26 protein-coding genes and 1 pseudogene are annotated in these 25,790 nt (G+C 64.4%); 11 read left to right on the top strand and 16 right to left on the bottom strand.

Going from position 1 to position 25,790, the window contains the following annotated elements; genetic code table 11:
* Positions 1-52: 52 nt before the first annotated feature.
* On the top strand, positions 53-460 hold the full coding sequence (locus tag R3P95_RS08900) for a DUF302 domain-containing protein (RefSeq protein ID WP_058253875.1): 408 nt from the start codon (positions 53-55) through the stop codon (positions 458-460).
* Positions 461-1,633, top strand: coding sequence for a PQQ-binding-like beta-propeller repeat protein (locus R3P95_RS08895; RefSeq protein WP_317548085.1), 1,173 nt, complete (start codon positions 461-463; stop codon positions 1,631-1,633).
* Positions 1,634-1,655: 22 nt separating this feature from the next.
* On the opposite strand, the gene R3P95_RS08890 is transcribed toward R3P95_RS08895, so the two are convergent.
* Positions 1,656-2,021 carry a YgaP-like transmembrane domain gene (locus R3P95_RS08890; RefSeq protein WP_317548084.1) on the bottom strand — a complete coding sequence of 122 codons (366 nt, stop codon included), beginning with the start codon at positions 2,019-2,021 and terminating at the stop codon, positions 1,656-1,658.
* 30 nt (positions 2,022-2,051) lie between these two features.
* Between R3P95_RS08890 and R3P95_RS08885 the strand changes: the two are divergent.
* Together R3P95_RS08885 and R3P95_RS08880 are read left to right on the top strand one after the other, a co-directional pair.
* Positions 2,052-2,147, top strand: a pseudogene (locus R3P95_RS08885) (sigma factor); the annotation flags it as partial.
* Positions 2,148-2,226: 79 nt separating this feature from the next.
* A complete protein-coding gene (locus R3P95_RS08880; protein ID WP_317548083.1) occupies positions 2,227-2,688 on the top strand; it encodes a sigma factor-like helix-turn-helix DNA-binding protein in 462 nt (153 codons plus the stop codon).
* Positions 2,689-3,270: 582 nt separating this feature from the next.
* Here the strand turns inward: R3P95_RS08880 and R3P95_RS08875 are convergent.
* From R3P95_RS08875 to R3P95_RS08850, 6 genes are all read right to left on the bottom strand, one after another.
* Positions 3,271-3,804 carry a hypothetical protein gene (locus R3P95_RS08875; RefSeq protein WP_121870967.1) on the bottom strand — a complete coding sequence of 178 codons (534 nt, stop codon included), beginning with the start codon at positions 3,802-3,804 and terminating at the stop codon, positions 3,271-3,273.
* A complete protein-coding gene (gene ctaD / locus R3P95_RS08870; RefSeq protein ID WP_317548082.1) occupies positions 3,801-5,573 on the bottom strand; it encodes an aa3-type cytochrome oxidase subunit I in 1,773 nt (590 codons plus the stop codon). Before ctaD ends, R3P95_RS08875 begins: the two co-directional genes overlap by 4 nt.
* A 79-nt stretch (positions 5,574-5,652) precedes the next feature.
* A complete protein-coding gene (locus tag R3P95_RS08865) occupies positions 5,653-6,495 on the bottom strand; it encodes a sulfite exporter TauE/SafE family protein (RefSeq protein ID WP_317548081.1) in 843 nt (280 codons plus the stop codon).
* Between the two features lies 1 nt (position 6,496).
* The gene (locus R3P95_RS08860) at positions 6,497-6,835 is read right to left on the bottom strand and encodes a rhodanese-like domain-containing protein (protein ID WP_121870969.1); all 339 of its coding nucleotides are present in this window, start codon (positions 6,833-6,835) and stop codon (positions 6,497-6,499) included.
* A 28-nt stretch (positions 6,836-6,863) separates the two neighbouring features.
* A complete protein-coding gene (locus R3P95_RS08855) occupies positions 6,864-7,652 on the bottom strand; it encodes a GntR family transcriptional regulator (RefSeq protein WP_317548080.1) in 789 nt (262 codons plus the stop codon).
* Between the two features lie 437 nt (positions 7,653-8,089).
* Positions 8,090-9,484 (bottom strand): MBL fold metallo-hydrolase, encoded by a 1,395-nt coding sequence (locus R3P95_RS08850; protein WP_317548079.1) that lies wholly within the window; start codon positions 9,482-9,484, stop codon positions 8,090-8,092.
* 579 nt (positions 9,485-10,063) lie between these two features.
* On the opposite strand from R3P95_RS08850, the gene R3P95_RS08845 reads away from it, so the two are divergent.
* Both R3P95_RS08845 and R3P95_RS08840 read left to right on the top strand, forming a co-directional pair.
* Positions 10,064-11,269: an NAD(P)/FAD-dependent oxidoreductase gene (locus R3P95_RS08845; protein ID WP_317548078.1), complete on the top strand. Its 1,206-nt coding sequence runs from the start codon at positions 10,064-10,066 to the stop codon at positions 11,267-11,269.
* The gene (locus R3P95_RS08840) at positions 11,266-11,802 is read left to right on the top strand and encodes an Rv2732c family membrane protein (protein ID WP_317548076.1); all 537 of its coding nucleotides are present in this window, start codon (positions 11,266-11,268) and stop codon (positions 11,800-11,802) included. Before R3P95_RS08845 ends, R3P95_RS08840 begins: the two co-directional genes overlap by 4 nt.
* 93 nt (positions 11,803-11,895) lie before the next feature.
* Here R3P95_RS08840 and R3P95_RS08835 read toward each other — a convergent pair whose 3' ends face one another.
* Positions 11,896-12,159 carry a metal-sensitive transcriptional regulator gene (locus tag R3P95_RS08835; RefSeq protein WP_042925979.1) on the bottom strand — a complete coding sequence of 88 codons (264 nt, stop codon included), beginning with the start codon at positions 12,157-12,159 and terminating at the stop codon, positions 11,896-11,898.
* A gap of 115 nt (positions 12,160-12,274) precedes the next feature.
* Positions 12,275-14,455, bottom strand: a complete 2,181-nt coding sequence (locus R3P95_RS08830) for an MMPL family transporter (RefSeq protein ID WP_317548075.1) — start codon at positions 14,453-14,455, stop codon at positions 12,275-12,277.
* 135 nt (positions 14,456-14,590) lie between these two features.
* On the opposite strand from R3P95_RS08830, the gene R3P95_RS08825 reads away from it, so the two are divergent.
* From R3P95_RS08825 to R3P95_RS08815, 3 genes are read left to right on the top strand one after another with little or no spacing between them, the layout of a single operon-like run.
* On the top strand, positions 14,591-14,836 hold the full coding sequence (locus R3P95_RS08825) for a YgaP family membrane protein (protein ID WP_058253863.1): 246 nt from the start codon (positions 14,591-14,593) through the stop codon (positions 14,834-14,836).
* A complete protein-coding gene (locus R3P95_RS08820; protein WP_317548074.1) occupies positions 14,833-15,264 on the top strand; it encodes a DUF5313 family protein in 432 nt (143 codons plus the stop codon). The genes R3P95_RS08825 and R3P95_RS08820 overlap by 4 nt, the downstream gene beginning before the upstream one ends.
* A 3-nt stretch (positions 15,265-15,267) precedes the next feature.
* Positions 15,268-15,903, top strand: coding sequence for a class I SAM-dependent methyltransferase (locus R3P95_RS08815; RefSeq protein WP_317548073.1), 636 nt, complete (start codon positions 15,268-15,270; stop codon positions 15,901-15,903).
* Positions 15,904-16,324: 421 nt separating this feature from the next.
* On the opposite strand, the gene R3P95_RS08810 is transcribed toward R3P95_RS08815, so the two are convergent.
* From R3P95_RS08810 to R3P95_RS08795, 4 genes are all read right to left on the bottom strand, one after another.
* On the bottom strand, positions 16,325-16,795 hold the full coding sequence (locus R3P95_RS08810) for a hypothetical protein (RefSeq protein WP_317548072.1): 471 nt from the start codon (positions 16,793-16,795) through the stop codon (positions 16,325-16,327).
* A gap of 329 nt (positions 16,796-17,124) precedes the next feature.
* Complete coding sequence (locus R3P95_RS08805) at positions 17,125-17,877, bottom strand: nucleotidyl transferase AbiEii/AbiGii toxin family protein (protein ID WP_317548071.1); 753 nt, start codon at positions 17,875-17,877, stop codon at positions 17,125-17,127.
* A complete protein-coding gene (locus R3P95_RS08800; protein ID WP_317548291.1) occupies positions 17,877-18,470 on the bottom strand; it encodes a type IV toxin-antitoxin system AbiEi family antitoxin domain-containing protein in 594 nt (197 codons plus the stop codon). The genes R3P95_RS08805 and R3P95_RS08800 overlap by 1 nt, the downstream gene beginning before the upstream one ends.
* Before the next feature lie 1,542 nt (positions 18,471-20,012).
* On the bottom strand, positions 20,013-20,324 hold the full coding sequence (locus R3P95_RS08795) for a putative quinol monooxygenase (RefSeq protein ID WP_068049705.1): 312 nt from the start codon (positions 20,322-20,324) through the stop codon (positions 20,013-20,015).
* A 107-nt stretch (positions 20,325-20,431) separates the two neighbouring features.
* On the opposite strand from R3P95_RS08795, the gene R3P95_RS08790 reads away from it, so the two are divergent.
* Complete coding sequence (locus R3P95_RS08790; protein WP_006247388.1) at positions 20,432-21,373, top strand: GlxA family transcriptional regulator; 942 nt, start codon at positions 20,432-20,434, stop codon at positions 21,371-21,373.
* A gap of 463 nt (positions 21,374-21,836) precedes the next feature.
* On the opposite strand, the gene R3P95_RS08785 is transcribed toward R3P95_RS08790, so the two are convergent.
* The 3 genes from R3P95_RS08785 to R3P95_RS08775 all read right to left on the bottom strand — a co-directional run bounded on the left by R3P95_RS08785 (position 21,837) and on the right by R3P95_RS08775 (position 24,689).
* Positions 21,837-23,285: an aldehyde dehydrogenase family protein gene (locus R3P95_RS08785; RefSeq protein WP_317548070.1), complete on the bottom strand. Its 1,449-nt coding sequence runs from the start codon at positions 23,283-23,285 to the stop codon at positions 21,837-21,839.
* An 86-nt stretch (positions 23,286-23,371) separates the two neighbouring features.
* Entirely contained in the window at positions 23,372-24,238 is an 867-nt protein-coding gene (locus tag R3P95_RS08780) for an alpha/beta fold hydrolase (RefSeq protein ID WP_008719926.1), read from the bottom strand.
* Positions 24,239-24,275: 37 nt separating this feature from the next.
* Positions 24,276-24,689, bottom strand: a complete 414-nt coding sequence (locus tag R3P95_RS08775) for a hypothetical protein (RefSeq protein WP_042940221.1) — start codon at positions 24,687-24,689, stop codon at positions 24,276-24,278.
* Between the two features lie 109 nt (positions 24,690-24,798).
* Between R3P95_RS08775 and R3P95_RS08770 the strand changes: the two genes are divergently transcribed.
* Positions 24,799-25,773, top strand: a complete 975-nt coding sequence (locus R3P95_RS08770; RefSeq protein ID WP_094630310.1) for a LysR family transcriptional regulator — start codon at positions 24,799-24,801, stop codon at positions 25,771-25,773.
* Positions 25,774-25,790: the final 17 nt, after the last annotated feature.

Raw genomic sequence — 25,790 nt, 5'->3', positions numbered from 1 at the left:
CCGACCATCGAGTGACCGACACCCGAACCGATCGAAAGGAACCGAACGAACTATGACCGAACTGGCCATCGGCACCCGCGTGGACATGCCGTTCGAAGAAACTGTCGACGCAACCCGTGAGGCACTCGCCGAACAAGGGTTCGGAGTGCTCACCGAGATCGACATGCAGTCGACGTTGAAGAGCAAGATCGACGCCGACATCGAACGCTACGTCATCCTCGGAGCATGCAATCCCCAGCTGGCGAAGGCTGCGATCGACACCGATCGGCAGGTGGGGTTGCTGCTGCCGTGCAACGTGGTGGTGCGAGCCGACGGCAGCAGCACCATCGTCGAAGCGATGAACCCCCAAGTGATGGTGGGGCTCTCGGATGCAGCGGGCCTGGCCGAAGTCGCCGACCGGGCCACTGCACTGCTGCAGAGCGCGATCATGGCACTCGGCGGAGACAGCACCACCACATAGATGGGTGCGCACCGTATCGGCAGAGCGGGGGCGGTGATCGGGACCGTTGCACTGTGCACCGTCGCGCTGGCGTCGGGGTGCAGTTCCTCACCTGCTCGAGACGCCACGGGCACTGATCCGGCGGCGCACCCGTCGTCGCCGGCCGCGCCGCCGCCGGGCTTCGGAGACACGGCACTGTGGTCCATCCCGTTCCTGTCGCAGCCTCACATCGTCGAGGACGGGTTCGTCGGAGTCGTCGACTCCTCGGACGCATCCGGTTCGCGCCGGGTGCAGGTGCTCGACGACACCGGCACACCACGATTCGGCGTGGACGTACCCGCCGATCGCGACGAGTTCGCGGTGACCAGCACACACAACCGTGAGCTGTTGATCACCGAGGACATCGATGATTCCGGTTCGGATTCACCGGCCACGATGACCGCCCGCGATACCCGCACCGGCGCCCTCGTGTGGGGTCCGGTCTCCGCTGCAGGCTGCCTGACCGGGTCCGGACTGCTGATCGACGCCGACTGCTCGCAGACAGCAATGCCGGCGGCCGTGGCCGCCATCTCGGCAACCGACGGACACCGCACCGACCTGACGGGTGCGATCTCCGAATCCGGTGGATACGCGGTCACCGTCGACGGCGACACAGCGCGCATCGTGACCGCCGATACCGGCAACACCGCCTGGTCCACCGACACCCTGACCCCGCCCCCCGCAGCGGTTCCCGGGACCGCACGATTCGTCGCTACCGCCGGCAATGCAGTGGTCGTGGCATGGACGATCCCGACCCGTCCCGAACCGATCCAGGCGGTCTATCGACTCTCCGATGCCGAGATCCGATGGATCAGCGGTAGCCGCAGTCCGATGGTGGTGACCGCCGACAGCAGTAGCGGGGCGACGATGATCACCACCGCAGACCTCACCGGCGACGGCATCGCTGTCCTGTTCGAGCGGTACGGCACCCGAGGTTTCACCGCCGATCAATTTCCCGGTGCCGACCGCTTCGCTCTGGTCGGCGGCGTCGTCTACGGCGCGTCGGACTCGGGGGTGACTGCCATCGATGCGACCTCCGGCCGCGTCACCGGCACATCACCGAGTGCCGCACCGACAGCAGTGACCTCGAACGGTGTCGCATTGGCCCAGAGCAGCGACGGGTACACCGCGTTCAAGGTGATCCCCCATTTCTGAGCTGCCCGCCCGCGCGCCCCGTTCAGGACGTCTTGGGCCGACCTCGAAGATCGACGGAGAACAGCGGGCCGAGCAGACACACGTTGATCACCCCGGTCAGCACGAAGACGCCGCCGATCACTCCCACCACGATGCCCCCGACACCGCCGAGTACGAGGGCGACCACGATCAGAGCGATTCCCACGACGATGCGCAGTGCGCGCCCGGCAATACTGCGCAGAATTCGCCGAACGACATGATGATTCCAGTTCTGTAGAGGGACTTTCTCTGTTGGACGGGCGAGAACGCCGATGTGGACGAATCGGCGGCTCCTCACGCGAACAGCCCAGCCCCGACCGCGACAGTGCGGCCATACGACGAGCGCTTCGCGCGCGCTCTGATCGACCATGGCGCGACTCTTCGTCGCTTCGCAGCCGCGATGACACGATCACCGGCCGATACCGACGATCTGGTGCAGGACGTCCTCGAACGCGCGTGGCGCAACCGGAGGACGTTTCGATCCGAATCGGCGCTCTCGACGTGGCTGTATCGGATCACGCTCGGGCACGGGCGAGATCGATGTACCGATCAGCGACCTCGAGCACCCCGAGACGGTGGCGCAGGCGCTGAGCGATCGGTCCACGGTGCGAGCTGCGCTGGCGACGTTGACCGTCGAGGATCGAATGGTCCTGGCACTGCACGACGGCGAGGGCTGGACGGCGACACAGATCGGTGCGGTCGGTGCGCTCACCACCGCAGCAGTGTTCAAGCGCATCCACCGCGCACGGGTGAAGCTGCTACACGCCCTCGACAACGGTCCCGCACACCCGCGAAACGACTCCCAGGCATGCCGGAGCACACTCGCGGCGGCATCGGACTACCTGGACGGGCGTCTCGATGTCGACGCCTCGGCCCGCATCGATACGCACCTGCGGCAGTGTCGCCGGTGCCCACCCATCGCACAGGCCCTGATCGGTATCAAGACCGCCCTCGGCCTGCGGCCGTGGACCAGCGCGGTACCCGAACAGTTCGTCTACGACGTCGCCCACTTGGGAGAACCCCGCCCGCCCCGATGAACGATTATCCCCGACACGCGGAATCGGATACCCCATAGGGTATATTCGGAAGTGAATTGTCGACCGAGGGAGAGACTCATGTGCAGGGCTGTCACGTGCAAGAAATGCGGAAAAACGACCTGGGCGGGATGTGGTCAACACGTCGATCAGGTGATGCGGGGCGTTCCGGCGTCCAATCGCTGCAAGGGGCACGACTCCGATCCGAAGTCACCGGGATTGTTCTCCCGCATGTTCTCCAAGAAGTAGATCGCGGTCCGCAGCCCTGGTCCTGCCAGGGCTGCGACCCGAGTCGTCTTTCTTCGTGGTCTCGCCCGTCGCGGCGTCGACCGGCCAGACCGTGCATGCGCAGGTCCGCATCGTAGTGAACGAACAGCCCCCACCCGATCAGGTGCAACACCACGACCACACTCGCCATCGCCGGCAAGCGGGGGCTCCGTCGCGGGAAAATCGATGTCGCGCAGGCGCACTCACGTCGGCCACCGGCGCAGCCAGCCGTCCGGAGGGCAGTCGAGGGTAGTTGCGATCGACGTCTGCGACCCCGGAGTGGCTTTCGCCGCCGCGGGGTGCGGGCGAGGTTGCTTATCAGCAATGCCCGTTCCCGGAGGTATCGTCGCCGATGCTCGGACCGACCCCGACCAAGGTCAACGACCGACGAGGATGAGGATCGACCCAGACCGAAATGGTGGCACCGGTCACCAGTGCGCGGACGGTCGACCGTTCTGCTTGCACATCGCACCGGTACGTTCCGGACCCGGGCACCGTCACTTCCAGTTCCACCCGTCGTGAATCGATGTCGATGCTCAGGACCACCGCCCACCCTTCGACGATGTCGTCCTCTCGCTCCGCCGCCGTGTCGCGGACCGGAGACACCGCTGCGGGATGCAGCGGTGTGCGGGCTGCGAACATCATCGCCGTCATCAGCAGCACCGCGAAGCCGGCCACCACGGCAGCGGTGACAGCGGTCGCTGACCCGGGTGAGAGTCGAGGGACGAGGAAGGTGAACACCAGGATCAGCGCGAGCACGTAGAACCCCATGGCGACCGCGATCGCGTACGACACTCGCCCCGGTACCAGGACAGCGGCACCTGTCGAGCGCAGTCTCCGCGTGCTCGTCACCGTCGCTCCTCTGAGGTCCCGCTGGCGGTGCCCTCTTCGACGCCGTCGGCGATGATTTCGGAGGGTGCCCGCACGTCGGCGGTGTGGCCCGTCAGCCCGACGTGGGCTTCGGTGCGCATGCGTTCGACCATGTGAGGGTAGTGCAGCTCGAACGCCGGCCGCTCGGAGCGGATCCGGGGTATTTCGGTGAAATTGTGGCGGGGCGGTGGGCAGGTGGTGGCCCATTCGAGAGAGTTGCCGTAGCCCCAGGGATCGTCGACGGTGGCGACCTCGCCGTATCGGTAGGACTTGAACACGTTCCACACGAACGGCAGCGTGGACAGCCCGAGGATGAACGCTCCGATCGAGGAGATCAGGTTCAGGGTGGTGAATCCGTCGGAGGGCAGGTAGTCGGCGTAGCGGCGCGGCATCCCTTCGTTGCCGAGCCAGTGCTGGACCAGGAACGTCATGTGGAAGCCGACGAACGTCGTCCAGAAGTGCCACTTGCCGAGGCGTTCGTCGAGCATGCGTCCGGTGATCTTGGGAAACCAGAAGTACACCCCGGCGTAGGTGGCGAAGACGATGGTCCCGAACAGCACGTAGTGGAAGTGCGCCACCACGAAGTAGGTGTCGGTGACGTGGAAATCGATCGGGGGGCTGGCCAGCAGCACACCGGTCAGTCCGCCGAACAGGAACGTGATCAGAAATCCGATGCTGAACAGCATTGGGGTTTCCAGGGTGACCTGTCCTCGCCACATGGTGCCGATCCAGTTGAACAACTTCACCCCGGTCGGCACGGCGATGAGGAAGGACATGAACGAAAAGAACGGCAGCAGAACAGCTCCGGTGGCGTACATGTGGTGCGCCCACACCGTGATCGAGAGCGCTGCGATGCCGAGGGTGGCGAAGATCAGACCCTTGTAGCCGAAGATGGGTTTGCGGCTGAAGACCGGGAAGATTTCGGAGACGATGCCGAAGAACGGGAGCGCGACGATGTAGACCTCGGGATGGCCGAAAAACCAGAACAGGTGCTGCCAGAGCACCGCTCCCCCGGTCGCCGGGTCGAACACGTGACCACCGAAGTGTCGATCGAATGCCAGCCCGGCCAACGCGGCCGCGAAGGTCGGGAACGCCAGCAGTACCAGCACCGAGGTCACGAGCATGTTCCAGGTGAAGACCGGCATCCGGAACATCGTCATGCCGGGTGCGCGCAGGCACACCACGGTGGTGATGAAGTTGACCGCACCCAAAATGGTGCCGAGTCCGGACAGGATCAGGCCCAGTACCCACAGGTCGGCGCCGACGCCGGGGGAATGCAGTGCGCTCGTCAGCGGCGTGTAGGCAGTCCACCCGAAGTCCGCGGCACCTCCCGGGGTAATGAACCCGGCGAGCACGATCAGCGATCCGAACACGTAGAGCCAGTACGCGAACGCGTTGAGGCGCGGGAACGCGACGTCGGGTGCCCCGATCTGCAGCGGCAGAATGTAATTGGCGAATCCGTATGCGACCGGGACGGCGTAGAGCAGCAGCATGATCGTGCCGTGCATGGTGAACAGCTGGTTGTACTGCTCGTTGGACAGGAACTGCAATCCCGGTACGGCGAGTTCGGTGCGCATGAGCAGCGCCATCAACCCGCCGATGAGGAAGAGCCCGAACGAGGTGACCAGATACATCTTGCCGATCGTCTTGTGATCGGTGGTGGTCACCAGCTGGAACAGCGTCGAGCCCTTCGGCTCGTGACGCATCGGATACGGCCTGGCCGCCTCAGGGCGGGGGATCAGTGCGGTCATCGACGATTTCCTCGATCCAGGTGTGGGATGCGCCGCGTTTGCGTGCGCAGAAATAGGCTGTGATGCACAACGATGTGCGTTACAGGGCTATGGAGGCCTGGACGGTGACGTAGACGGCCACGACGAGTAACAGGGCTGCGAAGCTACGGGTGAGTGTGGTGGCAGTGACTTTGTCGCTGATGGCTTTTCCTGCGAACGAGCCTGCAATTGCCGCGAGGGTGAACGGTACGACAATCTCCCACGGGATGGCGGCACCCGTGCCGAGGCGTTCGGTGAAGGCCCCCGCGCTGGTGATCGAGATGATTACCAGTGACGTTCCGACCGCTACGGGCATCGAATAGCCCAGTGCCAGAACCAGGGCAGGGACGATGAGGAATCCGCCACCCACTCCCAGAAAACCCGTGAGGAAGCCGACGACGAGCGCGGAGGCGACCAGCTTGACTACCTGCGACGCGGTGATCTTCACTTTCGCGGGCTTCGTGGCGACCGCGACGGCGCTCGGCCGTGTTCCCGCTGTCTCGGCCGGGTTCGGCGTCGGCAGGTCGGCATCGTGTCCGCGCCGGGTGCGGCGCAGCATCGCACCGGCGGCGACGATCATCAGTGCCGCGAACGCGAGCAGCAAGATCTGCGGGTCGACCGATCGGTTGAGGATCGATCCGCCGAAGGCGGTGACCGAGCCCAGGATTCCGAACACTGCCGCTGCCCGCCACCGAACGTGCCGTGCTCGCGCATGGCTGATGGCCGCGATGATCGAGGTGATTCCGACGATGATCAGCGAGGCACTCGTTGCCGATTGCGGTTCGACCGCCAGGAGATACACCAGGGCAGGAACAGTCAGTATCGATCCCCCACCACCGAGTGCGCCGAGGGAGAGCCCGATGAGAATCCCTGCGGCGACTGCGATCGCGAGGGTGGCGACCATGTCAGATCACTGTGCCGGGGGTGCCGTCATCACGGACCACAGGTCGGCCGTCTTCGTGCCACGCTTTCATTCCGCCCGACAGATTGTGCGCTGCGCGACCGGCATCGGTGAGGGCCGCGACAGCTGTGCTCGACCGAGCACCCGAGCGACACACCACGACCAATTTCTGCTCAGGAGGGTAGGCAGCAGGATCGAGATCGCCGAGGCGTACATGGACGGCGCCCGGGGCGTGGCCGGCTGCCCACTCGTCGTCCTCGCGGACATCGATCAGGATGGCTCCCGATTCGGCGATCAGTGCGTGTGCGGCGGCCGGATCGGCTTCCGGTGGTGCTTCAATCATGAACAACGCTCCTTGGATCCGTGGGTGCTTACAGGGCGTGCAGCGGCGTGGCCGGCACGAAGCGATAGCCGTCGCTCGGTGAGAACGTGGCCGAGACGGTGAACCGATCTCCTCGAATCACTGTGTGCCGCAACTCCACCGGCCGGGAATTCATGCAACCCAAGCGGCGGATCGACAGCGCGGCCGTCTGCTCGTCGATGTCGAGCAGTGCTGCGTCCTCGGCGGTCGGGACGATGGCGGTGACGTCTTCGCGGCCACCGGTGAGGCGGATGCCGCAGCGTTTCTCGAGCTCGATGTACAGAGCCGTGTGAGTGAAGTCCGCATCCAGGAGGTCGCGTGCCAGATCCCCCGGCAACCAGGCATAGTCGAGCGCCAACGGCATGGTCCCTGCCATACGGATGCGCTCCAGGTAGAGCAGCGGAGCCTTGGGACCGACCTGCAAGGTAGCGGCCACCGCGGGGTCGGTCCGCAGTTCGAGTGCACGCACCACGCTGTGCTGAGCAACACCCGTGGCTTCCACAGCAGCGAAGAGACTGTAGAGCGCACCGAGTGGCTGCTCGATCACCGGCGGAGCCGCCAACCGAGAAGGCCGGCCACGCTCTGCAATCAGGATTCCTTCGTTCCGCAGGTGCCGCAGGGCCTCGCGGGTGGTGTGACGGCTCACCCCGTAGCTCGTCGTCAACGCATGCTCGCCCGGGAACTCGGAGCCGGCGAATTCGTCGTCACCGATTCGGCGGACCAGATCGGCATGCAGTTGCGCCCACAGCGGCATCGCACTCGAGCGGTCGAGCGCGGCACTGCGATCTGGTTCAACCATCAGAGGCCCTCCTGTCGATCTGTGTCGGAATCCGAATTCGAGCCGCCTGCTGCTGCCCTCCGGGCCACTGTACAACAAATGTACGTACATCCGTACGGACAGCAGTAATGCTCTCTACGCGTCGCAGCGATGTCGACCGAGGATCTCCGGTGACCGCAGCTCCCCCGTCCCCCGACGGACCATCCGTCGGCGTCGTCGACACACAAATAGACAGCGCACGAGCTCCCATTGGAGATCGCGCCGAAGCTGGTGAATCCGTCCGCGTAGCGAGCGGCATCCTTCGTTTCTCAGTCGGTCCCGGATCAGGCCAGTCGGTACCGGACCGGGAGTGTCGCCCAGGGGTCTGCTCTACCGCAGGTGGCAACGAGCCGACAGGGCGAGCACCGGACCGAACCGGCGGCGGACAGTACGACCGCCCCCGATTCGGGCGTGTTCGATCAGACTGTTTCGAGCTTGCGCTCGGCCCAGGCGGCGTAACTGCCCTCGAGTTCGACAACTCGGTAGCCGGCGCGGCGCAGAGCGCTGGCTGCGACCGCGTTACGGACGCCACTCTGGCAATAGGTCACGATCGGTCCGCCGGTGGGCAGTCCGTCGAGGTTCCACAGCAATCGGCCGCCGCTGAGCTGTTCGGAGCCAGGTATGTGGCCGTCGGCGTGTTCGGTTTTGTTGCGCACGTCCAGCACCATTGCCGAGTCGAATGAATCCAGCTCGTCCGCACCGATCGTCTCGGGCGTCGTCATGGGGAGGCCTCGTAGACTTGTGACGTACCCGGTCACCGTATCGATGCCGACCCGCAGCAGGTGATCACGGAGCTCGTCGGCGACAGTGCGGTCCTCGGCGAGCACCACCAGTGGAGTGTCCTCTCGCTCGGGGTCGTAGACCCAGGCACCGAACGAGGCTGCCTTGCCGATGCCGGGGATGTTGAGCGCTCCGGGGACAGCGCCGCCGTGCACCTCATCGTGGCCGCGGGTGTCGAGGAGGACGACCTCGTCGGAGTCGAGAGCGCGTGCCAAGTCTGCGGAGTCGTACTCGTGCAGCGGAGAGAGTGGCCCGAGAACGACCGGGCCCTGCTTGTTCTGACGCTTCATCCGGCCGAAGTAGGCGTGTGCATCCGGTTGACCGTCGAGCATCTCGTCGACGAAGCCCTGCTCGTCGTCGCGCTCGACATACCCGGCCCACCAAGCGAAACGGCGTTCGTAGCCGACGCTGGTCGACGGGAGCGCGCCGAGAGCTTTTCCGCAGGCGCTACCCGAACCGTGACCCGGAAAGACCTGGATATGGTCCGGCTGCGTGACGAACGATCGCTTCAGACTGCGGAAGATCTGTTTGGCACCCTCGAAACGGGTGTCGACACCGTCGGCAGCTTCGTCGAGTAGGTCCGGTCGGCCGAGATCGCCGGCGAAGACGAAGTCGCCCGTCAACATGTATCCCGGAGCATCGGCGAAGGCGCCGTCGGTCACCAGGAACGAGAGGTGCTCCGGGGTATGGCCTGGCGTGTGAACGGCTTGCACGGTGATGTTACCCAGAGCCAGCGTGTCGCCATCGTGGAGGCGTTCGGCATCGAAGCCGTACTGCCAGTCGTCGCCGCCCTCTCCTGAGACGTAGGTGGTCGCGCCGGTGGCCTTGGCAAGCTCGCGAGTGCCGGACAGGTAGTCGGCATGGATGTGGGTCTCGGTCACGGCGGTGATGGTCATGCCATGCCGAGCGGCTAGGTCCAGGTACACACCGATGTCGCGGCGGGCGTCGACCACCACTGCCACCCCCTTGGCCTGGCAGCCGATGAAGTATCCGGCTTGGGCGAGGTCTTCGTCGTAGATGCGTTCGAGAAGCATTCAAATCTCCTTGTCGATCGTGGCGGCGTTCGTACCGGTGTCAAGGTTCATGGTACCCCGTGGGGTATTTTCGAGAGGTCCTGTGCGGCGAGGCGCACGCTCCCGATCTCACTGGGTGGAGGTGGATTGGGTCGGCATACCAACGGACACCCAGGGGCGTGGGAACCGGCCGATCCAGCGAGGCGCGACGACTCACAGCGACACCGCAGCGGTTGCCGACCATCACGTCCTCCTCAGCCGTCCGGCACTCGCCGACTCGGGATGGACGAGGAAACTTCATTCGTCCCGAGTGTGGCGTTTGCCGGAATCGGCGACTAGCCTCATCCATAATGTACGTACATCCGTACGATCAATCAAGGAGAGGGCGACATACACCTCGGCACGTGTCCTTGCACCGCCTGCTCGAACGCCGGAATGACCTTCCGGCACGACTGCTGTGGATGCAGTGCACCTGGCCTCAATGACCACCAATGTCGTGACCACACGGCTCGCGCCCACACCGACGTCGAGCTGAACCACCCCGGCACCAACCGAAATCGAGACAGCTCACCGAGCTCGTGTCTCGAACAGGAGGACCACATGTCCGCGCACACCATCGACCACAAAGTCGCGATCATCGGCGGAGGCAACGCCGGTATTTCGCTCGCGGCACGTCTGCGGCGAGCAGGAATGACCGACATCGGCATCATCGAGCCGGCAGAGACCCACTATTACCAACCTTTGTGGACGCTCGTCGGTGGAGGCCGCGCCCCGGCCGCGGAAAGTGCGCGTAGCGAGGCGTCGGTGATGCCCCAGGGCGTCGGCTGGATCAAGGATCGCGCCGAGGGGGTCGACCCGGATGCCCAGACGGTCAGCACCTCCTCGGGAACTACGATCCATTACGACCACCTGGTGGTGTGCCCCGGCATCCAGCTCGACTGGGACTCCCTGCCCGGTATGGCCGAATCGATCGACACCCCGCAGGTCTCGAGCAACTACCGCTACGATCTCGCACCCAAGACGTGGCAGATGATTCAGAAGATGCGGTCGGGCACCGCAGTGTTCACGATGCCGTCCGGCCCCATCAAATGCGCGGGTGCTCCGCAGAAGATCGCGTACCTTGCGGCCGACTACTGGCGAGAGCAGGGCGTGCTCGACGCCATCCGAGTTGTCCTCGTCCTACCCACACCCGGAATGTTCGGGGTACCGGTGTTCGCCGAGGAGCTCGAGCGGGTGGTGGCGCGCTACGGTATCGAGGTACGCAAGAACAGTGAGGTCACCGCCGTCGATCCCGACGGCCGATCGGTGACGATCACCGACAATGCTGCGGGAGTGAGCGAAGAGCTACCCTACGACCTGCTCCACGTCGTACCGCGCCAATCCGCACCGGACTGGATCAAGGCCAGCCCCATAGCGGACCCCGAGAATCCAGCCGGATACGTACAGATCGACAAGAACACACTGCGGCACAGTCGATTCGACAACATTTTCGCCCTCGGTGACGCCGGATCGTCACCGAACTCCAAGACCGGTGCCGCCATCCGCAAGCAAGCACCCGTAGTCGCCGAGAACCTGCAGGCGAGCATCGCCGGCCGTCCACTGACCGCACAGTACGGCGGGTACGCCTCCTGCCCCTTGACCACCTCTCGCAAGACGATGCTTCTGGCCGAATTCGACTACACCATGCAGCCGGCTCCCTCGATACCACTGATCGACACCACACACGAACGCCGCGACATGTGGTTCCTCAAAAGACGCGGACTGCCGGCGTTGTACTGGAATGCCATTCTCACCGGCCGAGCGTGAACGGTCGACCGCCGCACAGTTACGACCGCGAAGGCGACCTGAGCCACTACCGGTCGGTGTTCGAGGCCATCGAACGACGCGTGATACCGGAGGTGGTGATCACCCGGCTCACCCCGTATCTGCTCGTGCTGGTGTCGGCGGCCGTGCTCGGAGTGGCGCTTCCGCACACCGGCGGCGCACACGGGTACGACGTTCTTCTGCGCACCGAAAGCGCCGACGCGGAGTCAGCGGGCGTGTTGGCGACGCTGTTCACCGCATTCACTCTCACGTTCACCGTCGTAGCGGCCTCGATCGCGCGTCTGGTTCGGCGTTTTCGGTGGGCTGCTCTGGCTTTGGCGGGCAACGGTGTCACCACGGTGTTCGGTGTGCTCGCGATCTGGGCTCGGCAGTCGCTGGCACCGACGCAGACGTTCGCAGGCCCATCGACAGGCCTGTATCTGGGTGCGGTGGCCGCGTTGCTCTCCACTGTTCTCTGGGCACGTGTGGTGTTCACCCGCCCGGACGAGCAGCCCGGTCCAGCGCACAGGGGCTGACACGTCGCGGGCCCGATCACCCCACCTCGAACCGGCTACCCTGCCTCGCTCCGATCACCCCCGTGCATCAATGCGGGGGTGATCGGACCGTTGTCAGGCGAGGGCGAGAAAGAGCTTCTCGAGCTCGGCCTCGGTCATCTTCTCCCCTGTTTCCGCTCCGGTGATGCACTCACGGAGTCCGGTGGCGACGATTTTGAAGCCTGCCCGGTCGAGAGCCTTCGATACCGCGGCCAGTTGGGTGACGACGTCCTTGCAGTCCCGGCCGCTCTCGATCATCGAGATCACTCCTGCGAGCTGACCCTGCGCACGCCGCAAACGGTTCAATACCAATGCGATGCTTTCGGTGTCACCGGTCATGTCGTTCAGTCCTTCGTTCGATGAAACTCCAGTTTACCCCTAGGGGTAAGGGTGGTCGTGGTGGCCGAAGCCGGACGGCCTCGGCCACCACTGTGTTGCTCGAGATCGGTGACACTCAGCTGTGCGAGAAGCCGATCTTGGGCAGTACTGCTCGTAGCCACGTGGGTGACCACCATGCGGCGTGGCCGGTCAGGCGCAGGAGAACCGGCAGCAGAACCAAGCGGATGAGAATCGCGTCCAGCAGTACGGCGACACCCAGAATGATGCCCATCTCCTTGGGTGGCAGTGGTTCGGCGAGCGCGAACGAGAAGAACACCGCGATCATCACCGCGGCCGCCGCGAAGATAACCCGTCCCGAGTGCGCCATTCCGTCGACCTGAGAACCGTGCGGATCACCGGTGTTCTCGTAGTGTTCCTTGACGCTCGACAGCAGAAACACCGTGTAGTCCATCGCAATTGCGAAGATCATCGCGAAGAAGAACACCGGTCCCCAGCCGTTCAGGAATCCCTGCGGCGTGAATCCGAGCAGCGACGAGCCGTGACCGTCTTGGAAGATCAGCTTCGCCACACCGAATGCCGCTCCGGTGGACAGCAGGCTGACCACGGTCCCCAGCAGAGCGATCAGCGGTGCCTGGAGCGCGATCAGCAGCAGCAGGAATCCGAGCACGAGGATCACCGACACCACGATCGGCAGATATTCGTTCAACGCGGTCTGCAGGTCCAGGTTCTCCGCGGGTGCACCGCCGACGATCGCTCCCTCGGGCAGCTCGGCGCGCAAGGCGTCGAGTGTGGTCTCGAGTGCGGGGTCCGACGGGTCCACGTTCGGGATGGCCTGCAGCATGACGAAGTCGGATCCATCCATGGCGGGCATGGGCGGCGTCACCATCGATACGCCGTCGACGCTCGCTGCGATCTGCGCGGTCTGCTCCGCCTCCGATGTGGGGGCGATGATCTGCAGCATTCCTGGTGCACCTTCACCCATCTGTGCCTGCACCAATTCGTAACCCTGCCGGACCGGAGCATCCTCGGGCACAACCGAAATGGACGGCATGGCGACCTTCAGACCCAGAGCCGGAATCGACAGCGCCACCAGAATCAACAGCGAGCCGATGGCGAACGGCCACGGATGCTTGTGCAGCAACTGACCCCAGGACGCGAATTTCGGCGAACGGTGCACCTGACGCTTCGCGTACGGGAGGGAGCCGGCATTGACCTTGGCTCCGAGCTTGCCCAGCACTGCGGGGAGCAGTGTGAGGGTGGCCGCGAGCACGAACACCACCGCGAGCATGATGCCCACGGCCATCGTGCGTACCGCAGGTGCTGGTACGAGAAGCACGGCAGACAAGCTGATCAGCACGGTCAGACCGGACAGCAGGACTGCTTTGCCTGCTGTGTCCATCGTTTCTGCCACTGCACGCTGCGGGTCGATCCGTCCGGCGTCGATGGTCTTTCGGAGCGCATCCCGGAACCGAACGACGAGGAAGAGCGCGTAGTCGATACCGAGCGCCAGCGCGAACATCATCGCAAAGTTCATGGCCCACACCGAGATCGGCGTGATTTCGTTCAGCAGGACCAAGCCACCCGCGGATGCGACCAGACCAGCCAGCGTCAACAGCAGGGGCAGACCTGCCGCGACGAGCGAACCGAATGCGAGCACCATGATCGCCAATGTGACAGGCCAGGAGATGATCTCGGCCTTGATCATCGCGTCGTGGTTGGCCTTGTTGAAGTCACTCCACAGCGCGGAGGCTCCGGTCGGGTAGACCTCGATCGAGTCCGTGGAGGCTGCGGTCAAGTCGCCCTTGAGATCGTCGACGGCCTTCACCATCTCGTCGGTCGTCCCATTCGCTCCACCGATGAGGATTCCGGTGTGCCCGTCCGGGCTGATCGACATCCCCGGTTGCGGGGCGATGACCTCGGAAATCCGCGTGTCGGCGGCCAGAATGTCGGTGACCTCGGAAATGACAGCTGCGACAGCGGGATCGGTCACCTGCTCGGTGTCCGAGTGCACGACCACCTGTATCGCGGCCGAGGAGTTCCCGCCGAAGTGCTCCTGTGCGAGTTCGCGAACCTGGACCGACTCCGATCCGTTGGATTGCCACCCGGCACCTGCGAGAGAGCCGAACACCGACGGGGCAAACGCTCCCAATCCGATGATGACCACGAGCCACGCGGTGACCACCCATTTGAAATTGCCTGCCATGCGCGCACCGAAGCGCGCCAACGGCCCGCCGGTGATCCCTGGCGGCGAGCTGTCTGCAGAACTCTCGTCGGTTCGAACGTCCGTAGAACTCACATCATGTCCTTACTGGTCGGGATGATGGAGAAACCGTAACACAGTACCCCCAGGGGTATGGTGATAGCATTCCTTCTACCCCCTAGGGTATGCACGAACGACCGCACCACACGCAGAGAAGCGAGGCTCTACCGCATGTCATGCACCGACACTCTCACCGGCCCCGGCGGACCGAGTATCGAACGCGCAGTCCCCGCGCTGGCGGGCACCATGATCCTCGCCAGCCTCGCCGCCGGTTCCCTTCACGACCGCCGCTGGCATGCCCTGACAGCATTCGTCGGCGGGAATCTGCTGCTGTACTCGGCAGTCGGATGGTGCCCGGCCAGCTTGGCAATGCGGCGGCTGGGGATGCGCCAGAGCACAATGACGCCGACCCGGTGAACCGCGACAGGACCCGCCCTACGCCGTGGCAGTGGGTCGGCTACGCCTTCGGTCGTACTCTTCCCTCGACCATGACGGACTGGGTGGCCCACGATCTGACGGGTGATCACGCCGTCGTTCGGCACCTGATTCGCGGCCAGGTTCCGTTTCTTCCCGTCTACGCCGTGTTCATGTTCTTTCCGGGTGAGCTGTGGTTGCGTGCTGCCATGGTGCTGCTCGCGGTCCTGCTCTCGGTGTTCTTCACCGCCTCGTACTTGGAAGAGAATCGGCAACGCCGCCTCGTGCGGCACATGCTGCCGCGCGATCTGACGAACCCCCGCAAAGCGCAGGAATCGGAACTGGTCAAGAAGCGTTATCTCGCGGCGCACCCCGAGTCCGGGGCCTCACGCACCGACGTGGCACCGATCGCTCCTGCCCGGGGGTACTGAGCGATGGTCGTCGATTCGACGCACCGCCTCGCCCGATGGCAACGATTCTGGGACAAGCAAGCGGCCGGTTACGACAAGCACATGACCCTTCTCGACCGAGTTCTCTTCCGCGACACCAGGTCCTGGATCTGCAGTCGCGCGCGGGGTCAGGTTCTCGAGGTCGCAGTGGGAACGGGGCTCAATCTCGAGCACTACCCGGCAGGGACGTCGTTGACCGGAATCGAGCTGAGCCCGGACATGCTCGCGCAGGCTCATACTCGGGCCGCCGACGTCAGACCCGACGCTCGCTTGGCTCCCGGGGACGCTCACGCTCTGGACTTTCCCGATGCATCCTTCGACACCGTGGTGTGCACGTTCTCGCTCTGCGCCATCCCCGCCACGGACATCGCGCTCGCGGAAATGTCGCGAGTGCTGCGTCCAGGTGGAACGTTGCTCCTCGCCGATCACGTCGCCTCGTCGATCCGGCCGGTTCGATGGATCCAACGCGCCCTGGAACTGGTGAGCATCCCGATCGGTGGCGAGCACTTTCTGCGCCGGCCCTCGATCGCGATCACCGGTGACGAGAGCTTCTCCATCGAGGACATCGACCGGTTCACTCTCGGTCTCGTCGAGCGTCTTCATGCCCGGAAGGTGTTCTGAACGGGCAAGGACGATGGCCGCGGCACGAGCGGCCGACCATATTCCGGCACCTCGGCCTCGACGAACTCGAGAAGCCGCTTCAGCAGTGCATCCGCACCGTCTTCGACGTCGTCGAGGGTCGAGCGTCGAATCGACGCCACCGACTAGCACGTGCGCGTTCTGGCCTGCCCGAGTCCCGTGTTCGCAGTATCCGGGGTCGAGTACAGAAGTCGAGGCGGGCTCCGGTACGAGTGGTGCGCTCGGCTGCCGTGCCTGCACCGAGTGGAGTCGGTGCACAGGTGCTCGCCCGTCCAGGTGGGCTCGATCGATGTCGGCGACCGCATCGGAAGTGAGTGCATTCGCAGTCAACGGGGTGTGGCCCACCGGTCGATCGCAGTCGACAGCGACTGTTGACAGGTCGGGAACAACGCTGCCGGCCAACCTAGTTCGGGAAGCGCGCGATGATGCCGCCGATCACGGCTGCCAATTCTTGCAAGCGCGACGTGCGGGACAAGTACAGCGCAGCCCGGACGGTCTCCGCGCGCCCTGAAGAGGGCAATAGATACCGGCGATGAGCGGTGTCGATCACAGCGATCCGGCGGCGTTGGGTCTTCGGCGCGGCGGAGGCGGGCACAGTCCGAGTGAATCTGTCTACCCCCAGACGAACGCTCACCCGATGAGTTACACCGCGGGGGCAGCGCTGCATCGCCAGATGCTCGAGGACGTCGCTACGTCGTCCTGGGATCGTCCCGAACTCGACCGCTTGAACGTGCTGCACATGCTCGATCAGCATCCCGTACTCGAGCGTGCCGCGATCGGCCGACGACTGCTCGACCAGCTCCGAATCGCTCGAGACGCCCTCAATGGTGAGACGCGGTTTGAGGCTCGCCGTTACTGGCTGGGAGACAATCACTTACAGTTGGCCTTCGGCGTGCTGAATCATCTCAGCGGACACCACCAAGCAGTCTTCCGTGGGTGGACGATGCTCCGCCACCACGAATGGATCTCCGGGCGTCCTGCCGACACAGTTGATTCTTGCCGGACGGTCGCGGTTCTTCTCACTCCTCGGCACGATGGCTTCGCCCATGGGACACCACAATGTACGTACTCTTCGGCGAAATCGATGTTGACGAAGAAGAACTGGACTCATACCGTCGAATATTCGGCAGCACAGCCTAATTCGCTCACAGACTGCCTGCGCTGCGGGTATTTACCACAAGACTGTTTCATGCGACTGCATGACTAACGTGTCGCCAGCGCCTGCCACGCCCGGGCCACAAGGTTTGCCGCTTCGCGCGCTGTGACTGCCAACCGTGTCTGCCCCGACAATTGGCTCTCCCAATCGGATTCGGTCGGAGCACCCGAGAACTGCCACTGCCCTGGCAGCCTGTTCGTCGGCCCGAACCTCCGATACAAATCGGCCACCTCCGGCTCGAATGCCCCAATCCGACTGAGTGCCCACAGGTCCCACAGATCACGCGATGCTCGCCGATCACACCAGGTGGCCGTCTTACCCGCAACGAACGCGGGCCGCGTGGGCACCGTCAACGCAGCTCCGAGTGCATCCTCGTACCGCTGTTCGAGCTGCCGGTTCTCCAGAGGCCACGCTGGGCGACCTTCCGCCGACAGCAACTGCACCTTGACCGCCACTCCGGACTGCGACCTCAACACTGCACCGAGGCGCTCGGGCACCTCGCTGATCGCCGAGTCCCACACCAGTCGCCCGTGGCTGCGCATCACCGCGCGCGGGAGTGCGCGATCGAGATCACGAGCGACCTCAGATCTGGAACCGACCGCGATCAGGTCGATGTCTTCGCTGAGCCGACCGTCGACCAGATGGGTTCGAGCCAAGGCTGTTCCGCCGATGAACACAATCCGATCGGCGAAGTGCGTACTCAGGTAAGCGAGCAGGTGCGAGATCAGGTGATCCCGTTCGACCTGAGCGCGCGCGACACCGAATTGCGTTGCCACCGTCTCCAGCTCGTCGGGATTCACTACTTCTCCCCCACCCGAGCCTGCAGCCGCAACAGAGTCGTTCTCATCTTCTGAGCCCCAGCGATCTCCGCCAAAACGCCTCGGTCGCACCTTCGATACAACTGCTGCACTGCAGGCCACACCTCACCCTCGGCGTCACCGAGACCCGGGCGCTTCACCAGATCCAACACCGTTTGCTCGGGCGTCGTCACCAACACCGGGCCCAACTCGGTATCGATCCGCTCCGCATCCAGACGTGCGGTGTCGCGAACGACGAACCGAACGACCGCCCGCCGATCCGCCAACCGAATCGGATCGTGCCGCTTCGGCACAGCCACCACAGCAGTCGCCAACGCCCGCGGAATCACACCGTGCAACCGAGCCGCGCTGACACCCATCACCACCGCGTCATCGGGACCGTACGCCGCAACCGCGATACCGGCCGCCGCTGCCTCCAAACCCGGCATCCACTCGGTCCCGACCCGATCGTCCGGCACCGCCACGTAGAAGCCTGTCGCCACCCGGTGCAGCAGACCCAAGTCCGTCAGCCGCGCAAGCTCGGCGCGCGGGTGCGCGTAGACATCGGCCGCCGTCGCGGCTCGCACCGTCCGCATCGGAAGCCGCGCGAACTCGGGAGGTAACCCTGTCTGACGGCGTCGCACATCGCTTGTCGTCACAGCAACTCCATCAAGTGTCGGATCCGTAGGTTTCAAGCCTACAGAACCGACACTGATTGCAACACCGCAAACCAGGCTTGGTCACTCTCGCCTGGTACACAAGGATCCACCTACATCCACACGAATGCTCGCCGATGAGTTAGCAACGAGTTGTGACATTCTGTGACACCGAACGCCGGATCGAGCCGCCGAACCGGCAAATCCCCAGGTCACAAGCGACCCATCAACCCAGGTGGACGAACCGGGCTCACACAAGAAACGAGCGGCCACAACAGGCCAAAAAGAGACGGCCCCAACCATTTTCTCTGGTCAGAGCCGTCCGAAAGAGCCTCCTAACGGGATTGAACCGTTGACCGCTCGCTTACAAGTATGTTGCGAGACAACCAGATACGTCCGCATGGAACCACCATGGAGCTGCTGACCTGCATCGACCGTCCAAGCGGGACCATCCGAATCCACTCTCGTAGGTACCAACATGTGACACGCTCGTGACACCGAGACCCAACTCCACCCAAATACGGTAGTTGTAAACCGACGTTGTACAACACATCCGACACCTCGGCCCACTGGCTCGAACGAACATCAGTATTCTTTGGACCGACAAACACCCGGTCGTTCGCGCAGTCCCGTTGTGGTTGGTTTCGGTCTTGCCTGGCGTGAGGGCGAACGGTTGACTCGCGGCCCCGACGGGAAAGCGGTGAGCTAAAGAATGGAGCTTGCTCGGCTTCGACGCCGCCGCGAGCTCCGGTGAAACTCCGGTAAAACGGTCGGTACTGGTCGGTCGTCGTCGGTCACCACCGGATGGCAGCGTCCCCCACGCTCGGCGTTTGTGCAGGTCAGCGGCTCGTTCACCCAGTGGGCGCATCAAGCGATAGACGCAGAGCCGACGTGATTAGGTCGTCGGTTCGGTTCTGGTGGTCGCGCGATGCGCTGGCCTCACGGCTCTGCCCGACACCGACGTCGCTCTCCTCTGCGACGGACCCCTCGCCGGCTGAGCGCTCGCGGCCGGCATCCTGTCCGTGTGCCGATAGGCCTCGCTCCGCTCGGCAACGCAGCGTGGCGTTGTGTCGCGACCTGGACGTGCGAGGTGTCAACGGTGCGTCGGCGCAACGATCGTTGTGTGCGCAGCGAGATGCTCCATGCCGCACGCGCGGCGCGCACGAACGCAACGCCCCGGAACGCCAACGACCCGTCATCGCTGCGACGCGCAACGCGTCTCCCGCCACGGCAACGGATCGCTACCACGACCCCGCCCACGGCGCCTCGCGGGACGGAGGGCAAGTTGACACAGTTGCGCTGCCATGGAGCCGCGCTGGCTCTCTCGATGACCACCGGTGAAACAGTGCCGCTCCAGGCTTGCGCCTGGTGTTGCCTGGCCTCCTCGTGATCGGCCCGTCGGGGATCGTCAACGTGGTGCGGGTGTCGAGGCGGTCGGGTCCGACGGCTCGGCGGGGCGCGATCGTCTCGTGCGTTGGCGGACTACGGGAGCTTGGACGCGAGGACGTCGGCCGCCAGGATCTCGGGTGCTGCCCCGAGGAGGTGCTGGTTGGCCATCAGGGCTGCGACGATGGCGCCGTTGGCGTGGGCGTCGCGAGCGGCCTCGTCGGGGAATGCATCGAAGATCCAGAAGGTGTCGGCGTGGGTCCTAGCCGCGAACCAGACAATCGTTCCTACTTCTTCGTTGGCTAGTGCGACAGCGCCGGCGAGCAGATCGGCGAGCGCGTCGTGCTGTCCATCGGCCGCGACGATCTTGGCGACGAAGGCATACGGAAGTGATACGGGTGTGGACATGAGGGGTTCTCCTTGAAGTCGGGGTTCTTCGTGGGGCGAGTTCAGCGTATGACGAGCGAGGGCCGGTGGGGAGTGGCGTATACGACAGTATTGCTATTGTTCGCGCCATGCGTATCGGACTGATCGCGATCGACGGCTGCTTCGGTTCGGCGGTCGCGTCGGTCATCGACATCGTGCGGGTGGCCGACGGAGCCCGCGGCGATGTCGACCCGCGGATCGACCCGATCGAACTCGCCATCCTCGGACCGAAACGGCGAGTGACCACGACGGCATCGATGACCCTGTCGGTAGACCACCCGCTGTCGGAGTCCGGAGAGTTCGACGTGGTCGTCGTCCCTGCGCTTGGAACCCTCACGGCCGCCGCGACCCACGACGCCCTCCAGAGCCGAGATGCACGTTCGGTCATCGCCTCACTCGGGCGCCTCGACGACGCGACCACCCGGATCGCCGCGGCGTGCACCGGCGTGTTCGCCGTCGCCGAGACTGGACGGATGCATCATCGGCGGGCGACGACCAGCTGGTTCCTGGGGCCGGAGTTCCTGAAGCGCTATCCGACCGTCGCCCTCGATCTCGACACCATGGTCGTGGTCGACGGGAACCTCGTCACCGCCGGCGCCGCGTTCGCCCACATCGACCTCGCGCTCTCACTCGTGCGATCGATCAGCCCCGACCTGGCCCAACATGTCGCCAAGCTCCTCATCATCGACGAGCGTCCGTCGCAGGCGGCCTTCGTCGCCTACGAACATCTCCGGCACGAGGACCCGATCGTCGTCGAGTTCGAACGCTTCGTGCGCGCCCGCCTGGACGAACCGTTCAACGTCGCCTTCGTCGCGCAGTCGCTCGGCACCAGCCGGCGCACCCTCGAACGACGAGTCCGTGCGGCGCTCAACCTCACTCCGCTCGGCTTCGTCCAACGGCTTCGCATCGAACGAGCGCGGCACCTCTCAGCAACCACGGACCTCACCTCCGCCGAGATCGCGCTACGGGTCGGCTACGCGAACGCCGAGACTCTGCGCTCCCTCCTGCGCAGGGAGCGACGCCGTTCCTGACCTATCGCCATGCCTGTAGCCGGTGTCCTAGCGCTCGGTTGGAACCACCTCTCAGCACGTCGCGTCGACGCTCCTGCGTCGCCCCTGGACGACCCACTCGACACGCCCGCAGCACAGGCCATGTGACGTGCCCCGGCTTCCCGGGCGGTCGGGGTTGGGTGGCTGTGATGTCGCTGCGTTCTCGTCGAGGGGGTCAGCAGACCCGATCAGGGTCGATTGGGATGAGCCGCGAAGGCGGTCAGGTCAGGGCGGCCGAAGCCGGCCGGCGGGGTAGCGTCGGACACGTCGAGGTCTTTCGGATGGATGGCGTAGGAACCTCCATCGTCGGGAGACCTCGACGTCTATCTGCGGACCGACGCGCCCGGCCGACCTACACCGTCATCTGGGAAGAGCCGGGAAAGCCGGCGCACTGTGAATTTGCCGTCGGAACAGGCATTCGGAGTTGGGTGGGTCGTGCCGAATCTCAGGGAATCTCGATACCGGTCAGAACGAGCACCTTCTCCTGCGTCAGGTCCTCCATCGCCGAATGCACCCCTTCTTTGCCCATCCCAGAATCTTTGACTCCGCCGTACGGCATCTGATCGGCGCGGAAGCTCGGCACGTCACCGATGATGACCCCGCCGACGTCCAGGACGCGTGACGCAGTGAACGCCGTCTGCAGGTTCGACGTGAAGATGCCCGCCTGCAATCCGAATCGGGATTCATTGACCTGTTCGAATGCCTCCGCATCCGAGGCGACTTTGCAGAGTACGACAACGGGCCCGAAGACCTCGTGGTCCACAACCTTGGCCCCTGGCGGTGCATCCTCGATGACCGTCGGTTCGACGACTGCGCCCGTGCGTCCGCCGCCGGCCAGAACGGTGGCTCCCCCCTCGACGGCTTCCTCGATCCACTCCTCCACGCGTACGGCTGCGCGGTCGTCGATCAGGGGGCCGACGTCGGTCTCGTCGTCGTCGGGTGAACCGGTCGACAGCGACGCGACGTGAGCCAGAATGCGGCGGCGCATGGCGTCGTAGAGACTGTCGTGGACGAAGACGCGCTGCACCGCGATGCACGACTGACCCGCTTGGTACATCGAGAATCGTGCGATCCTCTCGGCTGCGTACTCCTGTTTTTCCTCGTCGGCCCAGTCTGCGCAGACCACCACCGCGGCGTTACCTCCGAGTTCGAGCGTGACGTGCTTGCGCGGAACGAGTTCTCGGATCGACCAACCCACCGGGACCGATCCGGTGAACGAGACAACCGGTAGCCGAGGGTCCACGACCATGTCCGATGCCTTGTCGTTGGAGACGGTCAGCACTGACCACGCACCCGCCGGAAGCGATGTCTCGGCGAGCATTCCGCCGAGCACCAAACTTGTCAGCGGGGTGGCCGGCGCAGGTTTGACGATGATCGGCGCGCCGACCGCCAGGGCCGGTGCCACCTTGTGGGCCACCAGATTGAGCGGAAAGTTGAACGGTGCAATTCCGAGGATGGGACCGCGTGGGACGCGCTGAATCAGCGCCAAGCGGCCGTCCGATCCAGCGTCGGTGTCGAGTCGCTGAAGATGCCCGCTCCATCGTCGTGCTTCCTCGGCCGCCCACCGAAATGTCGACACCGCGCGAGCGACTTCGACTCGCGCCCACTTGATCGGTTTGCCGGATTCGGCAGAGATGAGCCGAGCGATTTCCTCCCGACGCTCGTGCAGACGCGTCGAGACATGTACGAGCGCATCCGACCGAACGTGGGCCGGCGTTCCCGCGAACTCGTCCGCCACCGCGGCGGACGCCTCGATCGCGGCGTCGACGTGTTCCGACGCCGCTTCGAACACCGTCCCCACGATGCGACCGTCGAACGGATTGCGGATCTCGGTAGCGACACCGCTGATAGTCGCTTCGCCGGCAACCCAGTACGGAAAGTGTTTGGCAGACATCGGGATCTCCCTTTCGAGGGCCGAAAAGAATGCTCGCCGGCCCCGTGTCGGAGGCCGGCGAGCATGCGGGTGTGCACAGGGTCAGGTCAGACGGAGACCGAGGTGGACGCGGATTTCTGCAAGACCTCGAGCGCCTCGATAAGGTACGTCCGGAACACCGGGTGGTTCTCGCTCATCGGGAAGTGCCCGATGTCCTTCATCTCGATGAACTTCGCATTCTTGATCTGCGCAGCTGTGCGGGCACTGTCCTCAGGGGTGGTGAGGTAGTCGTAGTCGCCGGTCAGCATGACGACCGGGCAACGGTCGCCGTCGATCTGGTCGAGCTTGTCGCGCAGGTCGTGGTCCACGGAGTAGAAGTGCAAGTCGCCCTTGAACGCCTCGGATCCCTGCGTGTAGTAGAACCAGGTCTTCCAGCGGTCGGCTTCGGGCGACTGTGGTGCCATGAGATCCCATGTGCCACTTGCGCACACCTGCGCAGCGTTCGCGTGGGGGTGCTGCCACCAGTCGAGGTAGAAGCCCGGTGAGTAGTCGGCTCCCTCGACCGGGATGACTCCGGCGAAGCGTTCCGGATGGCGAAGCGCCAGCTGCAAGGCGATGTTGCCACCGAACGACGAACCCATGAAGATCGGATTCTCCAGTTCGAGTGCATCGACCAGGGCCACGATGAAGTTGGCGTAATGGTCGGCCGAGAGCTTGTACTCCTCTTTCCACCACTCTGTGTTCTCCGGCGGATCGGACTTGCCGTGGCGGGGCAGGTCGTACGCGATCACGCGGTAATTCTGCGTGATGTCCTCGTCTTCGAGCAGTCCACGCCACTGGTGGTTGTGGCACCCGGCGGTGTGCTGGCATACCAACGGTTGGCCGGTGCCGTTCTCTAGGTAGAAGACCTTGTACAGAAGACCGTCGACGTCGACATCGACGTAATGGCCGGTCACAGGTGAAATCTTGCTCATGTTCTGTTCCTTCGGTGAGTCGTGTGTGAGTCGGGGACTAGACCGGAACGCCGACGGCGCGCAGCAGTTCGATCTGGCGGGTAACGCAGCGCAGGTTCTGCATCAGGACGAGGACATCTCCCTCGAGCCTCATGTCGCGCTGGAACGACGCCGCCCAGATGCCGTGAAACATCGGTGCCGGAACGGGAACTCCAAAGCCCTGCCACGTCTCGACGCCGGCGCGGATGGCGAACTGATAGGGCCGGTCGAGCGGGCCTGGGTCGACGGCGATTGCGTGGACTTTGCCGTTCGACATCTCGATGACGAAGGAGTGGGTGTCCATGTCGAGCAGGTACGAGCAAGTGAAGTACGTGCCGTGCGCGGAGATCTCGGCGTCTGCGTCGGATGCTTGGGTGAACGCGTCGGCCCACTGTTCCGGGGTCTGGGTGGTGGTGTCGGTTGCTGTTGTCATGTGACCCATCACACGCTGGACCTGCGGGTTCGTCCAATACCAATCGGTCGCCCGATCGATAGGAAACAACTACTGGTGCTGGTCTAGCTGCGGGAATAGCATCGGGGACGTGAATCTTCCGTTGGAGCTCAGGCCGTTGTCGTATTTCGTGGCCGTCGCGGAAGAGCTTCATTTCGGCAAGGCAGCAGCGCGGCTGCATATCGCACAGCCCTCGCTCAGCGTGCAGATTCGCAAACTCGAACACTCCTTGGGAACCGCACTGTTCATCCGCGATTCCCGTCATGTCTCGTTGACCCCTGCCGGGGACAAGCTCCTCGAAGGGAGCAGGCAGCTTCTCGCCGATGCCGAGCGTGTCGCGTCGTTGACACGTCAGGTGGGCCGCAGCGGGCGCAACAACCTGATCGTCGGATTCCAGGCGAACGCTGCCGCGGAGCTGACGCCGGACATCTTGTCGGCTTTCCGTGCTCTCCACCCCGACGTCGCGGTCGAGATGCAGTCGTTCGACTTCACCGACCCCTACGTCGGACTCGGCGACGGGTCGGTCGACGTCGCGTTCGTCAGGCCGCCGGTCGTCGTGCAGGACTGGCTTGCGCTCGAGACACTGTTCGTGGAGCCGAGAGTGCTTGTCGTAGCATCCACTTCGCCTCTGGCGCAGCAAGATTCGACCAGTGTCGAAGAAGTGGCGGGGCAACCGTTCGTCGCGAGGCGCAGCCCGGAATCATGGAGGGACTTCTGGCTCGCCGTCAGCTCGAGGGATGGTGAGACCGTTCGTCTCGGTGCCGAAGTCTCCACTGTCGACGAGTGCTTCGAAGCCATCCTCTCCAGCAAGGGCGTGGCGTTCTCACAAGCGTCAACTCAAAGATTCTATGCGAGGCCAGGTTTGGCATTCGTTCCGGTGACTGGCATACCCCCCACACCGTTGTCCATCGGGTGGCGTTCGGACGTCGACTCGCCTCTGACCCGCGACTTCGTGGCTGCGGCCCGCCGTGTCGCCGTCGATTGTCCGGTTCCGAACTCGTGGGCACCCCCGACCGCCGGCGTCCCGTCGCTCCTCGATCGCTACCAAGCCAAGCTCACGTCCTGAGACCCTCCCACAGGGTC

Origin of the sequence: Rhodococcus cercidiphylli (genome assembly GCF_033042225.1) — a bacterium.
Classification (GTDB): Bacteria; Actinomycetota; Actinomycetes; order Mycobacteriales; family Mycobacteriaceae; genus Rhodococcoides.
The sequence above is the reverse complement of the archived record's forward strand: the minus strand, read 5'-3'. Positions and strand labels throughout refer to the sequence as shown.

Bases quoted from the DNA above. Each gene is read 5' to 3' on its own strand.
- R3P95_RS08775 (WP_042940221.1), bottom strand. From the start codon at position 24,689: ATGACAACAGCAACCGACACCACCACCCAGACCCCGGAACAGTGGGCC.
- R3P95_RS08865 (WP_317548081.1), bottom strand. From the start codon at position 6,495: ATGGTCGCCACCCTCGCGATCGCAGTCGCCGCAGGGATTCTCATCGGG.
- R3P95_RS08785 (WP_317548070.1), bottom strand. From the start codon at position 23,285: ATGTCTGCCAAACACTTTCCGTACTGGGTTGCCGGCGAAGCGACTATC.
- R3P95_RS08825 (WP_058253863.1), top strand. From the start codon at position 14,591: ATGTCATGCACCGACACTCTCACCGGCCCCGGCGGACCGAGTATCGAA.
- R3P95_RS08895 (WP_317548085.1), top strand. From the start codon at position 461: ATGGGTGCGCACCGTATCGGCAGAGCGGGGGCGGTGATCGGGACCGTT.
- R3P95_RS08790 (WP_006247388.1), top strand. From the start codon at position 20,432: ATGCGTATCGGACTGATCGCGATCGACGGCTGCTTCGGTTCGGCGGTC.
- R3P95_RS08800 (WP_317548291.1), bottom strand. From the start codon at position 18,470: ATGCGGACGGTGCGAGCCGCGACGGCGGCCGATGTCTACGCGCACCCG.
- R3P95_RS08860 (WP_121870969.1), bottom strand. From the start codon at position 6,835: ATGATTGAAGCACCACCGGAAGCCGATCCGGCCGCCGCACACGCACTG.
- R3P95_RS08795 (WP_068049705.1), bottom strand. From the start codon at position 20,324: ATGTCCACACCCGTATCACTTCCGTATGCCTTCGTCGCCAAGATCGTC.
- R3P95_RS08815 (WP_317548073.1), top strand. From the start codon at position 15,268: ATGGTCGTCGATTCGACGCACCGCCTCGCCCGATGGCAACGATTCTGG.
- R3P95_RS08835 (WP_042925979.1), bottom strand. From the start codon at position 12,159: ATGACCGGTGACACCGAAAGCATCGCATTGGTATTGAACCGTTTGCGG.
- R3P95_RS08845 (WP_317548078.1), top strand. From the start codon at position 10,064: ATGTCCGCGCACACCATCGACCACAAAGTCGCGATCATCGGCGGAGGC.
- ctaD (WP_317548082.1), bottom strand. From the start codon at position 5,573: ATGACCGCACTGATCCCCCGCCCTGAGGCGGCCAGGCCGTATCCGATG.
- R3P95_RS08780 (WP_008719926.1), bottom strand. From the start codon at position 24,238: ATGAGCAAGATTTCACCTGTGACCGGCCATTACGTCGATGTCGACGTC.
- R3P95_RS08900 (WP_058253875.1), top strand. From the start codon at position 53: ATGACCGAACTGGCCATCGGCACCCGCGTGGACATGCCGTTCGAAGAA.
- R3P95_RS08890 (WP_317548084.1), bottom strand. From the start codon at position 2,021: ATGGTCGATCAGAGCGCGCGCGAAGCGCTCGTCGTATGGCCGCACTGT.
- R3P95_RS08855 (WP_317548080.1), bottom strand. From the start codon at position 7,652: ATGGTTGAACCAGATCGCAGTGCCGCGCTCGACCGCTCGAGTGCGATG.
- R3P95_RS08850 (WP_317548079.1), bottom strand. From the start codon at position 9,484: ATGCTTCTCGAACGCATCTACGACGAAGACCTCGCCCAAGCCGGATAC.